The sequence below is a fragment of the Arthrobacter sp. OV608 genome (assembly GCA_900110595.1).
Classification (GTDB): domain Bacteria; phylum Actinomycetota; class Actinomycetes; order Actinomycetales; family Micrococcaceae; genus Arthrobacter.
Map to the genome: position 1 here is coordinate 33,824 of FOEZ01000023.1, position 14,131 is coordinate 47,954.

Below are 14,131 nucleotides of genomic sequence, written 5' to 3' on the forward strand. Positions count from 1 at the left end.
CAACGGGTTGGCCAGGCGCCCTGCTCCTCCGGCTGCAGAATGCCCCGCCGTCGCCTCCCGTCACGGCCAACCCAAAAGGGAATGACGGCGGACTAGGGTGGGGGTACGGGCGGCCCGCCAGGCCGCGGATCCATCAGGGGGGAAACATGGAGCAGCCAGCCGGTGCGATCGGCTTCCGGGAAGTGGACCAGGACGGAAATCCGGTGGGCGCCGAGGCTAATCCGGCCATGGCGGAGACTCAGCCTGAAGGGCGTCTTCTTGCCGCCGTGAACCCATTCATCGCCGTCTTGTGGGTACTCGCCATAGCACTGCTGGGCGGTGGAATCCTGGCTTTCCTCACCGCCAACTTCACGATAGGGCCCTCAAGTGGGGCGATGCCCTTGTCCTTTGTGATATTCACCTTTGCCCCGCACGCGGTATTGAGCGGCATCATCGCCATCATTGGCCTGCTGTTCTGGCACGCGCACCAGTGGCAGCGAAGGCATGCCCCGGGCACTAGGGCTCGTCCAAGGGAACCGGATATGTGACCTGGGGAACATACGGATTTGTTTCAGGATTAGTAAGCATGCTTTGCTTATGGGGTAAATGAACCTCCGCAAGCAACCGCGGCGGGCTGCCAACGCCGGCAGGACCGTAAGAAGCCCAAGGACGAACATCATGACCACCGCAACACAAGACCACCTCGCGGCCCCAATGGGAACGGCAGCAGAAGCAGGAGCTCCCGTTGGCTCCATCCGTCCTGTGGACCTGGGTTTGCTGGAGACGTTGAACTCAAGGATGCACTGCCGGACGCCGATGAAGCGTGTGGATCCGGATGAGACGCCCCTCTTCCAGCCGGTGCGGGTGGATGGCTCCACGGTCATTCCTGTCGGCGCCCCGTCACCGGCCGCCGTGTCCCCGGCGGGTCCGTCACCCGCTATGGAAACCTACCGCTGCGCCTGCGGCTTCACCATCGATGTTCCCGTGGCCGAGGCACACGCCCTGGCCAGCTGACGCCCCGGCGCCACTGTAGCCCCGGCCAAGGCGGCCCCAAGGCTATCCGCCCTCGCGGCCGGCTCTACGGCGGCTGGCCGCGCCGCGGGCGGCCTCGGGGACGCCCCTCCGCCCCGTATCTACTCGAAAAGACCCGTACCTACTCGAAAAAGAATTGCCCGGCCCCGCTAACGTGCGGGAGCCCGGGCAGCCTCCACCGCCAGCCGGGTATCCTCCAGCACCAGGTCCGCGTGGATGGCGGCGGCAGCTTTCAGCCCAGCGGCCGCGGCCGTCATCACCTGCGCGGACACATCCGTGACATTGCCTGCGGCCCACACTCCAGGACAGGATGTCAGGCCGGAGTCGTCGGTGTGCAGGCGGGTCCCCGGCCCCTCTTCAAGGCTGTCGGGTTCCAGCCCCAGGACCTCGAGCATGTTGGTTTTGCTGACTGTTGCCGGATTAACCACCAGCACCTCCAGCGGTACCGCCGAACCGTCGTCGAGCGTGACCGCCCTGAGCTTGTCATCCTGGACCACCAGCCCGCGCACCCTGCCATCGGCCACCTTCACGGACCGGGCGTCCAACTGTTCCCTCTGACCGGGGCTGAGGGTCAGTTCGCCGTTGAGCAGGAGTGTCACGTCGCGGCTCCATTGCCGGAAGGTCAGGGCCTGGAGCACGGCATGGGAACCGGAAGCCAGGACCCCTACCGCTTGGTTCCGGATCTCCCAGCCGTGGCAGTAGGGGCAGTACAAAACGTCCCGGCCCCAGCGCTCGCGCAGACCTGGCAGGTCCGGAAGCTCATCCTCACTGCCCGACGTGATCAGCAGCCGGCGGGCTGTGCAGGTGGAGCCGTCGTCGAGCGAAAGGACAAAGTTCCCGTCCTCGCGTACGGCGGAGTTGACGAGCCCGGTCACGGCCGTCCCGCCGTAGCCCTCCAGTTCTGCGCGTCCGGCAGCAAGGAACTGCCGGGGGCTCATTCCCTCGCGCGTCAGGAAGCCGTGCACTCCCTCCGCCCGCAGGTTCCGCTGCCCGCCGGCGTCAATCACCACCACTGAGCGCAGCGCCCTGGCGAGGGCAACTCCGGCGCTCAGCCCGGCCGGCCCGCCGCCTATGACGGCAACATCGAACAGTTCTCCGAGGTGGTCCATCCCCGGTTCCTTCCCGGCGTGCGCAGCACTGTAGAAGCGTGCGCATTCACTATGCGCGCGCCCTCTGCAAGACCGCGCTCAGGAGGAATTACCCTGCCCCCCGACAGAATAACGCGCAGGCCGGGATCGGCGCAGACTGGAGGGGAAGGAGCAGCGGCTACTGGCGCCGGCTCACGCTCCCAGGCCGGTCCGGGCCGGCCGTTCCGGCCAGTCCACGCATTGCTCATAGCCCTCGTGTTTGCGAAGGTAGGCGGCGATGAACGGGCAGTGCGGGATGATCCGCTTTCCTGCTGCCACAACGTCATCCAGGGCGAAGTGGGCGAGGACCTTGCCCAGGCCCTGGCCTTCGAAGTCCGGCGAGGTTTCGGTGTGGCTGAAGTCGATATGGCCGGGCAGGTCCTGGTAGAAGGACTGCACGGCAAGCTTGCCGCCCACCAGCAGCTCGTAGCGGTGTTGCGCGTCATTGCGCCGCAGCGTGACGTCGGGGGTATACCTATCCTCGGTGGACATCATGTTCTCGGTCATGGTTCGACACTGGCACTACTTCACCCCGCTGGCAATGCCCGGGTGCCCCCTCCTGCGGGGATCCCGGGACGTGGACCTCGCAGGACCGGGCACCCTGTCCGGAATTCCGCGCAGCACCAGGACGGCAATGGCAAAGCACAGAGCACCAGCTCCCAGCAGTTCCAGCGTCAACCCGCCCAACGCGGCGGCTGCGACGGGAAGGAAAGTTACGACGACGGCGGCCGCCACGGCAGGCGGGCGGCAGCGGGAAGTGCTGACCGCCGTCGGACGTTCCTCCAGGCGGCCAAAGACCCCCACCACCGGGAGCAGCAGGAGGACCAGGGCCAGGAGCACCACGGGCCTGGCCCACCACCACGGAGCCGTGCCGGATGGGGGCTTGGGGACCGGGGTGAGGAGAAGCAGGCCGGACATTCCCACCAGCAGCGGAAGATGCCAGAGGTACACGGTCAGCGAGCGGACTCCGGCCCGGTACAGCAGGCCGTGCACCCACCGCACGGCGCACAGCGGTGCCAGCGCCGGCCGGGAAAGTTCCAGGATGGCAGCCTGTGACACTCCCAGCAGGAGGAGGCAAAGGGTGGGCGGATTGAGGTTCACCAGCATGTTGCCCGGGTACAGCCCGAGGCCCGTCACGGTTCCCAGGACAAGATTCGCCGCCAAGGCAATGCCCACGAGGCCGGACCGCGAAACCCTGGCCCAGCACCCGTCGGCCGCCAGGAAGCCAAGCTGCTGCACGGCGCACCAGAGGAAAACCAGGTTGGCGTAGGCCAGGGCAGGCAGGGCGCCCCGCAGGCAGTCCACTGCCACCACCAGCGCCATGAGGACGGCCATGGTGAGCCAAGGCGCCCGGGTGTGGCAGGCGGCCAGCAGCGGAATGTTCAGCTGCGCCGCCAGGTAGGCAGCCAGGAACCACAACGGCATCGCCGCGCCCGCCACCATCAGCTGCACCACCTGCGGGTGGACCCCCATCAGCCCGGCGGCGCCGAGGCCCAGGAACATCACGGCCAGCAGTGCCATGGCCGGACGCACCAGGCGCAGCAGCCGGAGCCGGACGAACTGTGCTGCCGTGCCGCCGGCGGCCTTGAGCCGCCGCCACGACTGCAGGCCGGTGGCGCCGCCCGTGAAGAAGAAGAGCGGCATGACCATAAAAATCCAGATGACGGGCACAAACCAGTCCTGCTCCGCAAGGGTGTTTTCCGTGGTCACGGTGCCGTCCGCGTGCAACACCGGGCTGACCATCATGCAATGGCCCACCACTACCAGCGCGAGGCAAAAGAACCGGACAAGGTCGATGACGGGGTCACGGCCGGTTGCCGTGCCGGGTCCCGGGGATGCCATACGCTCCCTGACGCCGCCCACCATGCTGCCTAACGAAAAGCCCTCGCTGCTGACAGCTCCATTGTCCCCCTGCGGCGCTTCCGGATTGAAGAAGGGGCTGGGAAAGTCAGGTCATAACAAGGGCCAGAATGCCCAGCACGACGGCGAGCAGCGGCAGGGTGCCCTGGGTGGCTGCGGGCCGGAGGTACTTCCTGCCGGTTCCGGCCAGCACTGCGGCGGCCAGCAGCATGGAACCGCAGCTGGAGAAAACCAGGGTCCAGCCAGCCACGGACTGGGCCGATCCCCCGTTGCCCAGCGCCACCAGGCCAATACCAATGAAAGCTCCAATGGCCAGGAACAGGTTGTAGAAGCCCTGGTTGTAGGCCAACGGCCTGGTGGTTTCAGCGTCGGCCTGCGAGCCCACACCGAAACGCTTCCAGGTGGCCGGCCTGGTCCAGGTCACCGACTCCATGATGAAGATGTAGACGTGGAGAGCGGCGGCCAGGAAGGCAAAAAGGAGGGAGGCCAGGATCATTGCTTGATCCTAGCCTCCCCTTGACGGAAAACGTCAGCGTGAGAGCGTGGCCAGCGTGGTGCTTGCGAAGCTGGCCGCCGAGTGGTTCCAGTGGCCCAGGAGCCCCTGGAGGTTTTCACCGTCAGACCGGTGGGCCGGCAGCTGTTCCTGCAACGTGGACAGCACACCGGTGCGGAGCTCCGTGTTGAAGTTGACCTTGCCTACGTTCATGGATGCCGCCTTCACCAGCTCTTCAGCAGGAATGCCGGAGGCGCCGTGGAGCACCAGCGGGATATGGGTCCGCACGGCGATGTCCTGCAGGACATCCCAGCGCAGCTGCGGCTCGCCCTTGTACTTGCCGTGGACGTTGCCGACGGCGACGGCCAGCAGTTCCGCGCCGGTCCGGGACACGAAGTCCTCCACCTGGGCCGAATCCGTCAGCCCGGCCACTCGCACGCCGGACTGGTCAGCACCGAAAGCGCGGTCCTCGTCGCCGGCCAGGCCGCCCAGTTCTGCTTCCAGCACCACGTCGGGTCCCAGGAGTTCCCGGGCTGCACGGACCAGCGCGATGTTCTCCTCGTAAGGAAAGGACGAACCGTCGGCGAGGACGGAATCCGCACCCGCCGCAACGGCGTCGGCCATGATTTTAAGGTCAGTGGCGTGGTCAAGCTGCACCGCAACCGGAACGGCCGCAGCATCGGCGAGGCCGCGAAGGGCTCCGGTAAGGCGCATTCCGTTGGGCGTGGCTGCCGTTTTGGGGGCCACCAGCAGGATGACGCCCCGGCCGGCTTCCTCCGCCGCGGCCACCACGGCCAGTGCGGTGGTGAAGTCGTAGCAGGTGAAGGCCGGGACCGCGGATCCGTGCTGGAGGGCGGAGGTGACCAGGTGGTCCAGTCGGGTGCGCATCAGACGCCCAGGCCTCCCACCAGGATCCAGGCCACGAAGGTCAGGGCGAAGCCGGCCAGGCCGAGGATGGTGGTGAGGACGGTCCAGGTCTTCAGGCCGTCCGAGACGGTGAGGCCGTAGTAGCGGACTACGGTCCAGAATCCGGCGTCAGTCACGTGGGAGAGGCCCAGAGCACCGAACCCGATGGCGATAACGATCACCGCGATCTGTGCCGGGGTATAGCCGCCTTCGGCGACGGCGGAGGTGAGCAGGCCCGTGGTGGTGACAATGGCAACGGTGGCCGAGCCCTGTGCTGCGCGAAGGGCCAGGGAGATCACGAAGCCCAGCGCGATGATGGGCAGGCCGAGGTGGTCCAGGGTCTGGGACAGGGCGGCCCCGATGCCGGAGGTACGCAGGACTTCGCCGAACGCGCCGCCGGCGGCAACCACCATCAGGATGGAGGCGATGGGAGGCAGTGCGCCTTCGAAGATTTCACCGGTCTCCTTCAGCGACCAGTTGCGGCGGACCGCCAGCAGGAAGAAGGACAGGGCGACGGCGACGAGGAGGGCGAAGAACGGATTGCCGACGAAGGCCGCCAGGCCGTACCAGGAGTTGTCCTTGGGAATGGTGAGCGTACCCATCGTGCCGATCAGGATCTGCACGATGGGAGCAGCGATCAGGAAGATGATCAGGCCCGGACGCGGCGGAGCGATGGCAGCGGCACCGGGGCCGTCGTGGCCCACCTTTACCAGCGAGTCGGAACCGAATTCCTCAACCTGTGCCTTGACGGACGGGAGCAGTTCGTAATCCTTGCGGTTCATGATGCTGGCAACCCAGTAGGACAGGAAGCCGAGCGGAACGCAGATGGCCAGGGAGATAAGGGTGATGAGTCCGATGTCGGCGCCGAAGACGCCAGCACCCGCCACGATGCCGGGGTGCGGCGGAACTGCCACGTGGATTGCCAGCATGATGCCCGCCATGGGCAGGCCGAACTTGACCGGGTGGACCTTGGCGATCTTGGCGAAGGCGTACACGATGGGGACCAGGACGATGACGCCCACCTCGAAGAATACGGGGATGGCCACCAGGAAGCCGACGGCGGTGAGGGCCACGGCCACGCGCTTGGCGCCGAGCTTTTCGGTGAAGTGGGCAGCGAGCGACTGGACGCCGCCGGATACTTCGATCATGCGGCCCAGGACGGCGCCAAGGGCGATCAGCAGTGCCACTTTGCCCATGGTGCTGCCCACGCCGTTGGCCACAACGGTGAAGACGTCCTTGAGCGGGATCTGCGCGGCGACGGCAACCATAATGCTGACCGTGAGCAGGGCAACGAAAGCCTGGATTTTGAAGCGGATGATCATCACCAGCAGTACGGCGATGCCGATGGCCGCGATGGTGAGCAGCAGCGGCGTGCCGAGCTCCACTGCGGGTTTAATGGCGGGGGCATCAGCCGCCCGCACTATGAGCGGGCTCATGAGGTGGTTCATGAAGGGTGTCTCCTTTGACGAGCCAGTCTTCCAGAAGACGGGCGATCAGGCGCTGGTTTTTCTGAGGGGGAACGCTGGGGACTGCTGGGGAACTGCCGGGAGGTACGGCGACGGCGGAGGGGGGACCGCCGTCGTCGTACTTCCCTGGAGGGCGGCGCTAGTTGGTGCGCTTGGTGGGGGCGACCACCTTGATGACCGCGGAGTCGTCGGCGGCGGCGAGGCCCTGGGCCTGGCCCAGGAGGTAGAGCTGCTCCGCGGCTGCGGCAACCGGGGCAGCCAGGCCGGCGGCGCGGGTGGCTTTGCCCACGATGCCCATGTCCTTGACGAAGATGTCCAGGCGGGAGAGGACCTCGGCGCCTTCCTCGTTGTAAGCCTCCAGGATGCGGGGGCCGCGGTTGGAGAGCATAAAGGAGCCGGCAGCACCGGCTTCGAGGGCGGCAAGCGTCTTGGCCTGGTCCAGTCCCAGGGCGTCGGCGAGGGCCATGGCTTCAGCCGCAGCGGCGATGTGCACGCCGCAGAGCAGCTGGTTCACGGTCTTGAGTGCCTGGCCGTCGCCGGGCTTGTCGCCCACCACGGTCAGGGTGGAAGCCAGGAGTTCCAGCGCGGGGGCGGCCTTTTCCCGGGCTTCGGGGGAAGCGCCGACGACGATCAGCAGGTCGCCTTCGCCGGCGCGCTTGGGGCCGCCGGACAAGGGTGCATCCACCAGCTCTACGCCATATTCCGCCAGCCTGGCGACGGTGGCCGGGATAGCTTCGGTGCCTACGGTGCTGCCGAGGATCACAACGGCGCCGGGCTCGAGCACGGAGGCCACACCGTTTTCGCCGAACAGTACGTCGTTGAGCTGCTCGCCGTTGCGGACGGCCAGGAGCACGGCGTCGGCACCCTTGGCGGCTTCGCGGGCGGTGCTGAACGTGGCGATACCGGCTTCTTGGGCGAGGTTGAGGCGGGGCTCGGCGATGTCGAAGCCGTGGACGGTCAGCTGGGACGCGAGGCGGGTGGCCATAGGCAGGCCCATGGCGCCGAGGCCCAGGACGGTGACGGTGTAGTTGCTGGTCATGGTGTTCTCCATTGAATTCTTGCAGGACTAGGGGTTAGTTGCGGGCCGGCCCGCCACCCGGGAGGGTTGGGAGCCGGTGGGGATTAGAAGGTGTTGCTGAGCTTGCGGGTGACGTCGGCGAGGGACTGGTCGTCTCCCACGTTGCCGGCGAAAACGATGTAGGGGATGCCCTTTGCGGGGCCGTCCACCGGTTCCCAGAGCGAGACGATGCCGGGGAGCATGGGGCCGCGGACGATCGCGTGGCGGATTTCCAGGCCGTGCGCGGCGACGTCGGAGGAGGTGATGCCGCCCTTGGCGATGACGAACCGCGGCGGGAAGGTTTTCAGCGTCCGGTTGACCACGGCGACGACGGCGGCGGAGACGGTGCGTGCGATCCGCAGGCTTTCGGCGGGGTCGTCCGTCTTGATGAGCAGGCGGCTGGTGTGGACGATGACGTCGCCGCTGCGGAGGGCTTCGACGACGGTGTCCACGGTCTGGTCGAGGTGTTCCTCCGCGGTGTCACCGAGGAGTTTTTCGACGTCGATCTCCACGATGCGGGCGGCGCTGTGTTGTTCGGTCAGGGCTTTGAGCTGGCGGGTGGTGACGCCCACGTGGGAGCCGACGACGATGAGGCCGCCGGCTTCGGACGGGGTGTTGCCGGCGTAGGCTTCTGCGCCGCTGAGTTCGGTGCGGATTTCCTGGCCGATGCGGGCGCGGCCGAACGGCGGGCCCACGCGGTAGAGGAGCTTCTTGCCCCGGCGTTCGGCTTCTTCCAGGCCGAGGGACAGGGCGCGAAGGTCGTTTTCGGTGACGATGTCGGCCACGATGGGGGTTGAGTCCGTGGCGGCGTCGATGGCGTCGGCGATGGCGTTGGCGCTGGTCTGTGCACCGGCGGCAGGGTCCTGGGCGGCTGCTCCGGCGCGGATGGTGTTGAGGTCCAGGACGATCACGGATCCGGCGGCGAAGCGTCCCTGGGACTTCTCCTGGACGTAGTCGGCCATCACGGAGGTGGTGAAGCCGAAGGTGGCGTCCTTGGCGAATTCGGTCTCGGATACCGGGGTGAGGGTCCCGGCTGCTTCACCGGTGCCGCGCATGAAGTGGACGCCGCCGATGGTGACCCGCCCGGCGTCGGGGAAGGCTGGAACCAGCACCACGCCGTCGGTCTTTTCTCCACTGACGTCCGCCACGGTGGCGGCGATGACGTCCGGTTCCAGCGGGTAGTGGCCACGGAGGGTGGAATCGCTGCGGCTGACGAAGCCGAGCCGGAGTTCAGCGGGAGACCCGGCGGCGGCGAGGGCGTTGCGGACCACTTCCTCGTTGCGGGCGGCGGCTTCTGCGGGGTCCAGGCTGCGGGTGTTGGTCAGGACGTAGACGGCGGGCTTTGACTGGCCGAAGGCCCAGATGAAGTCCTCGACGTCCCAGCGGGTGAGCACGGGCAGATCTGCCACGGACTGGGTTCCGGTGGGGTCGTCGTCGAGCACTACCAGCACCCGCGGGGTCTCCGCGTTGGAGGCGGCCACGGCATCGGCCACGGTCGCGGCGGAAATCCGGACCTCGGCCGGGTAAGCGGCCAGAACGTCTGCTTCAAGCTTCACGGTGCACTCCGTTGTGTATGGGTCCTCGGAACCTGATGGAACTGTAAGATGTCTGACATCTTGCATTTGAATGCTAGTGTGGCACAGGACATAAAGACGCGCAAGTAGACTTGTCTGACATATCCGCAAAGGCAGTAATGGGGGCAGCAGCATGGCAAGGAAGTCGCTGGTAGGCCAGGTGGCCGATGAGCTCCTGGACCGCATCATTGCGGGCGAATTCCCGCCGGGCTCACTCGTCCCCGGAGAGCACGAACTCAGCGCCCGGCACGAAGTCAGCCGCATGACCGTCCGCGAAGCCATGAAAACCCTGCAGGCGCAGCACATCCTCAGCGTGGAACGCGGCCGCGGCACGTTCGTCAACCCGCTCAACCGGTGGGCATCATTGGAAGCAGTGCTGCGGGCAGCCTCAGAGGGCAAAAACGAAGCCGAAGCCTCTGTCCAGCTCATCGAACTCCGCCGCATGCTGGAAACCGGCGCGTGCGAGCTGGCGGCCGGACGAATCAGCGACAGTGATATCCAGGCACTCTTCGGGTACGTGGCCGCCATGCGCGCCGCCCATGAGGTGAATGATGTCGCCGCATTCGTGGAAGCGGACCTCGCCTTTCACGACCTGATCCTGCATGCCTCCGAGAATGTATTTGTCGCCGTCTTGTTCGAGCCGCTGCACAGGGTGCTGGAGAAGCGGCGCACCGAAACCTCGGCCGTGCCCCAGATCCAGGAACACGCCATCGGCCATCACCAGAACATCGCCGAAGCCCTCGAATCCCGCGACGCGGCGCGATCCCGCGAAGCGATGGACGCGCACATGCAGCAGACCCTGGACGACCTCAAGAACCTGGTACTCGAGGCGAAGTAGGAGCCGGAGTCAACTGACGGGGTCAGTCCGCGGGCGCGGCAGTGGTTCCGCGGATCACCAGTTCAGTTGCCACTTCCAAGGCAGTCGGGGCGGCGGAACCGGGCTGGTCCTGCTGTTCGGTCAGCATCCCCACCGCCATGGAAGCCAGCTGCGCCAAGGGCTGCCGCACCGTAGTGAGTGGTGGCGACGTCAACGCGGCCTGGGAAATATCGTCAAAACCCACAATGCTGAGGTCCTGCGGAACGTGCAGCGAGCGCTGCGCCGCCGCGTTCATCACACCAAGGGCCTGAAGGTCACTTCCGGTGAAAATCGCGGTGGGCGGTTGAGCCAGGTCCAGCAATTCCCCGCCGAGCCGCATCCCCGATTCGGTGCTGAAATCGCCGTCCTGTACCAGCTCGGGCAGTACTGGCAGCCCGGCCTCGTGCAACGCAGCAGCATAGGCGGCATAGCGCGCCCGGCCATGTCCGGGACTGTGCTTGCGGCCGGTAATGATGCCGATCCGGCGGTGGCCCTGCCCCAGCAAGTGGCCGACTGCAGCCAGGGCGCCTGAGAACGACGCCGGGCTGACGCTGGGGATGGCGAGTCCTTCCGCGCCCTCGGGGTCGATGGCGACGGCAGGAATCTTCAGGGTCCGCACCATGCTCACCAGACGGGAGCCCTTCCGCGGAGCCAGCAGGAGCACGCCGTCGAGCCGGTTCACTGACGGCTCCCGCAGCTTGCGCCACCGCTCCGGCGTTACATGCTCGGCCCGGGCATAGGCCACCGCATATCCCAGGCGATCAGCCGCCGCTTCCACCCCTTCCATCAGTTCCAGCACCCAGGGGGAATCGAAGTTGTTGACCACAAGTTGCAGGATGCCCGGCTGGGTGGTTGGAACGGCGCGTTTGGAGTAGTCCAAGTCCTCCAGGGCCTGCTGTACCCTGGCGCGGGTGGCGTCGGAAACATGGGTCCGGCCGTTGAGCACCTTGGAAACGGTGGGCACCGATACACCTGCCGCGGCCGCGACGTCAGCGATCTTGGGACGCGGGGTGGCGGTCACGGGGGCAGTCCTCGGGGTCATGGGGTTGCGGCGGCGAGTTGCGGTGCAGTGGTGCGGCGGGCGGGCGAAACGTCCACGCGCACGGGTCCCACGATAACATTTCCGCTTTCCTCCGAACCCAGTGGAGACGTGGCGAAAAGGCCCAGTTCGGCGCCTATCCACTGGCCCTTGACCACGTGGAAGTCCCAGCCCTGGACCTCCCACGGTTTCCCTGGTCCGGAACGCCAGGCGAAAGTGGCGCGCGGCGTTCCGTCGGTGCGGATCTGCAGCTCTATCCGGGGGCCCGGCAACGCAATCCTTCGGCCCAGCCGCTGCTCGTGCGGACCCTCACCCCCGATGCCATCACCGAGGACATAGCCCTCAGCTGTCCGGATGATGCCGAGCCAGGCGTACTTCATGCCAAGCACCACCACTCCTGCCCGGGTCCCCACCGGCACATCCTGCAACTCCAGGGAGGTGGTGAAGGTGGACGGTGTGCCCGGCAGGATCTGCCCCAGTATGTTGGGCAGCTCGCGCAGATTCACCGGATCGTTGGCCTTCGGCTTCAAAACCAGGTGCCCTCCCCCGCACTGGTGCGCCCAGTCCTCCTGTGGGTTCGCCTGCCAGTGCCATTGCGGCCCCAGCTTCGGTGAGCTGAAGTCGTCGCTGGCCGGAGGCGACACGTCCTGGGCAAAAGTACCCAAAGGGTAGGTGTGGGCGGGCACCGGGGTGCCCGGTCCGCCGTCGGGATCCTGCTCCCCCATCCAGGGCCAGCCGTCCCCGGTCCACCCCATGGGCTGCAGGTGCACCACACGGCCGTATGGCCCGCGGTCCTGGAAATGCAGGAACCAGTCCTCGCCGCGGGGGCTGGTGACCCACGCGCCCTGGTGCGGCCCGTTGACCACGGTGTCCCCCTGTTCCAGGACGCGCCGCTCCTCATAAGGCCCGAACGGGGACCGGGAGCGGAACACTGACTGCCAGCCCGTCGACACACCGCCGGCGGGGGCAAAAATCCAGTACCAGCCCTCGCGCTTGTAGAACTTCGGCCCCTCCAGGGTGGTGTAACCGGGCAGGTCAGCCCCGTTGATCACGTGGGTTCCGTTATCGAGGAGCCTGCTGGCATCCGGGCTCATGCGGTGGACCGTCAGCCGGTTCTTAACCCCGATCCGGCTCTGCGCCCAGCCATGCACCAGGTACGCCTGGCCGTCGTCATCCCATAAGGGGCAAGGATCAATGAGGCCGCGGCCGGCATAGAGCAGGTGCGGCTGAGTCCACGGGCCCTCGGCCTTTTCCGCGCTCAGCACAAAGATGCCGTGGTCCGGGTCCGGGTAGAAAATCCAGAAGCGCCCGTTGTGGTGGCGCAGCGCCGGAGCCCACACGCCGCTGCCGTGCCGCACCAATGAATAGTGGCTGGCCTGCGGCAGTTGGGTCAGCGCGTGGCCGATGTGCTCCCAGTCCACCAGGTTCCGGGAGCGCAGGACCGGCAGCCCGGGCACGCGGTTGAAGCTGGAGGCAATGAGGTAGTAGACGCCGTTGACCTGCACGGCGTCGGGGTCCGGCCAGTCTGCGTTGAGGATGGGATTGCGGTAGACGGGGGCGGGGATCCGGGTGGTCATGGTGTCCTGTCGGGAGAGCCGGGGTTGATGAGGGGGTGCTGGTCCAGAAGTTCCAGGGCGTGGGCGGGCGTGTGGACGTGTCCGTCATGGATAACGGCGTGCAGCGCCAGCTTCAGCGGGTTGTGGTGGTCCACGGTGGCGGGCTTGGCCCACGCCACCGCCGGCCCGGCACCAAGGTAGCCCTCCGCCCGGACGAACCACGGCAGGATGTGGCCGGCATCCTGGGCGAGGATCACCGTTACGGGTGAGGCGTCGATGACCATACCGATGGACAGCCAGCGCGAGCCGGATCCGTGGGCGGGGCCTGCGCCGCTGCCCGCCTCGGACAGGACCAGCGGCTCGCGGGCTGCCTCCGGAAAGCGCCAGAAAATGCCGCCATACCCGGCGCCCTTCCTGCCTTTAACGGCCGACGACGACACCTCCAGCCGCTGTACGCCCACCGCCGGGACAATCATCGAGGACAATGAAAGGGCCCAGCTCGAGGGTCCGGCATTGCTGAAATACTGGATGCGGCGGTGTTCGACGGCTAAATCCCGGCCGCCCTCCGTGAGCCACGAGACCCGGCCTGATTCCTCCTCACTGTGTTCCTCGCCGCCTTCCTGCGATGGAGACTGCCAACCGTGCGGCACCTGCTTTCCGTGGTTGGGCAGCTGCATTGGGCCGTTGGTTGCCGTGTAGGTGGAACCGCCCCAAAAGTTGGTTCCGTTGACGTCGGAAAAGGCGATGGACAGCCCGAGATGGTGCGGGTGGTCCGCGGGTTCGGCGCCGGTGACAACCACACCCGCCTTTGACCGCATCGGGTGGAAATAGGGCCGAGGCGAAAAGCGCGCGGGTTGTAGCAGTGAAGTGTTGTGGGCGGCAAGAGGATGCTTCTGCGGTGCAGCGCCACGTGCCGCTGCAGGGGTATCGATGGGAATGGCCAAGCGGACCTCCGGTGAGGGGCAGTTCCAGGATGTAGGCATCAGCATACGCAGATCAGAAATAGATCGGCAAGCAATTCAGAAACTTTCTGAGTTTGGCATTCATACAAGTTTCCAAAAACGTGTTGACAGTCACAGCGTTCTCTTGCTAGAAATCGTTTACTGAGTTTTGCTTGATGGGCGGTACCACTTGGAACGGTTGGCACCCGCGGTCACGTTGGAGCGCTTGCCATTCCAGAAACTTT

The 14,131-nt window shown here is 66.5% G+C and carries 14 protein-coding genes; 3 read left to right on the top strand and 11 right to left on the bottom strand.

Annotation, left to right across the window (positions count from 1 at the left end; genetic code table 11):
- Positions 1 to 146 precede the first annotated feature (146 nt).
- A complete protein-coding gene (locus BMX78_RS20150) occupies positions 147 to 527 on the top strand; it encodes a hypothetical protein (RefSeq protein WP_091423595.1) in 381 nt (126 codons plus the stop codon).
- Between the two features lie 130 nt (positions 528 to 657).
- The gene (locus tag BMX78_RS20155) at positions 658 to 993 is read left to right on the top strand and encodes a hypothetical protein (protein ID WP_091423597.1); all 336 of its coding nucleotides are present in this window, start codon (positions 658 to 660) and stop codon (positions 991 to 993) included.
- Positions 994 to 1,160: 167 nt separating this feature from the next.
- Here BMX78_RS20155 and BMX78_RS20160 read toward each other — a convergent pair whose 3' ends face one another.
- From BMX78_RS20160 to BMX78_RS20195, 8 genes are all read right to left on the bottom strand, one after another.
- Entirely contained in the window at positions 1,161 to 2,120 is a 960-nt protein-coding gene (locus BMX78_RS20160; protein WP_091423598.1) for an NAD(P)/FAD-dependent oxidoreductase, read from the bottom strand.
- A 171-nt stretch (positions 2,121 to 2,291) separates the two neighbouring features.
- Positions 2,292 to 2,645, bottom strand: coding sequence for a GNAT family N-acetyltransferase (locus BMX78_RS20165; protein WP_091423600.1), 354 nt, complete (start codon positions 2,643 to 2,645; stop codon positions 2,292 to 2,294).
- Between the two features lie 15 nt (positions 2,646 to 2,660).
- Positions 2,661 to 3,980, bottom strand: coding sequence for an acyltransferase family protein (locus BMX78_RS20170; protein ID WP_091423659.1), 1,320 nt, complete (start codon positions 3,978 to 3,980; stop codon positions 2,661 to 2,663).
- 106 nt (positions 3,981 to 4,086) lie between these two features.
- Positions 4,087 to 4,494, bottom strand: coding sequence for a DUF1304 domain-containing protein (locus BMX78_RS20175; protein WP_091423602.1), 408 nt, complete (start codon positions 4,492 to 4,494; stop codon positions 4,087 to 4,089).
- A gap of 33 nt (positions 4,495 to 4,527) precedes the next feature.
- The gene (locus tag BMX78_RS20180; protein ID WP_091423603.1) at positions 4,528 to 5,379 is read right to left on the bottom strand and encodes a class II fructose-bisphosphate aldolase; all 852 of its coding nucleotides are present in this window, start codon (positions 5,377 to 5,379) and stop codon (positions 4,528 to 4,530) included.
- On the bottom strand, positions 5,379 to 6,845 hold the full coding sequence (locus tag BMX78_RS20185; protein ID WP_091423605.1) for a GntP family transporter: 1,467 nt from the start codon (positions 6,843 to 6,845) through the stop codon (positions 5,379 to 5,381). Before BMX78_RS20185 ends, BMX78_RS20180 begins: the two co-directional genes overlap by 1 nt.
- 157 nt (positions 6,846 to 7,002) lie before the next feature.
- Entirely contained in the window at positions 7,003 to 7,902 is a 900-nt protein-coding gene (locus BMX78_RS20190; RefSeq protein WP_091423662.1) for an NAD(P)-dependent oxidoreductase, read from the bottom strand.
- An 83-nt stretch (positions 7,903 to 7,985) separates the two neighbouring features.
- Positions 7,986 to 9,476 carry a four-carbon acid sugar kinase family protein gene (locus tag BMX78_RS20195; protein ID WP_091423606.1) on the bottom strand — a complete coding sequence of 497 codons (1,491 nt, stop codon included), beginning with the start codon at positions 9,474 to 9,476 and terminating at the stop codon, positions 7,986 to 7,988.
- A gap of 151 nt (positions 9,477 to 9,627) precedes the next feature.
- On the opposite strand from BMX78_RS20195, the gene BMX78_RS20200 reads away from it, so the two are divergent.
- Complete coding sequence (locus BMX78_RS20200) at positions 9,628 to 10,332, top strand: FadR/GntR family transcriptional regulator (protein WP_091423609.1); 705 nt, start codon at positions 9,628 to 9,630, stop codon at positions 10,330 to 10,332.
- Between the two features lie 22 nt (positions 10,333 to 10,354).
- Here the strand turns inward: BMX78_RS20200 and BMX78_RS20205 are convergent, their stop codons facing one another.
- From BMX78_RS20205 to BMX78_RS20215, 3 genes are read right to left on the bottom strand one after another with little or no spacing between them, the layout of a single operon-like run.
- Positions 10,355 to 11,371 (bottom strand): LacI family DNA-binding transcriptional regulator, encoded by a 1,017-nt coding sequence (locus BMX78_RS20205; protein ID WP_285250140.1) that lies wholly within the window; start codon positions 11,369 to 11,371, stop codon positions 10,355 to 10,357.
- A 17-nt stretch (positions 11,372 to 11,388) separates the two neighbouring features.
- A complete protein-coding gene (locus tag BMX78_RS20210; RefSeq protein WP_091423615.1) occupies positions 11,389 to 12,966 on the bottom strand; it encodes a glycoside hydrolase family 43 protein in 1,578 nt (525 codons plus the stop codon).
- A complete protein-coding gene (locus tag BMX78_RS20215; RefSeq protein ID WP_091423619.1) occupies positions 12,963 to 13,934 on the bottom strand; it encodes a DUF6807 family protein in 972 nt (323 codons plus the stop codon). The genes BMX78_RS20210 and BMX78_RS20215 overlap by 4 nt, the downstream gene beginning before the upstream one ends.
- Between the last annotated feature and the right edge of the window lie 197 nt (positions 13,935 to 14,131).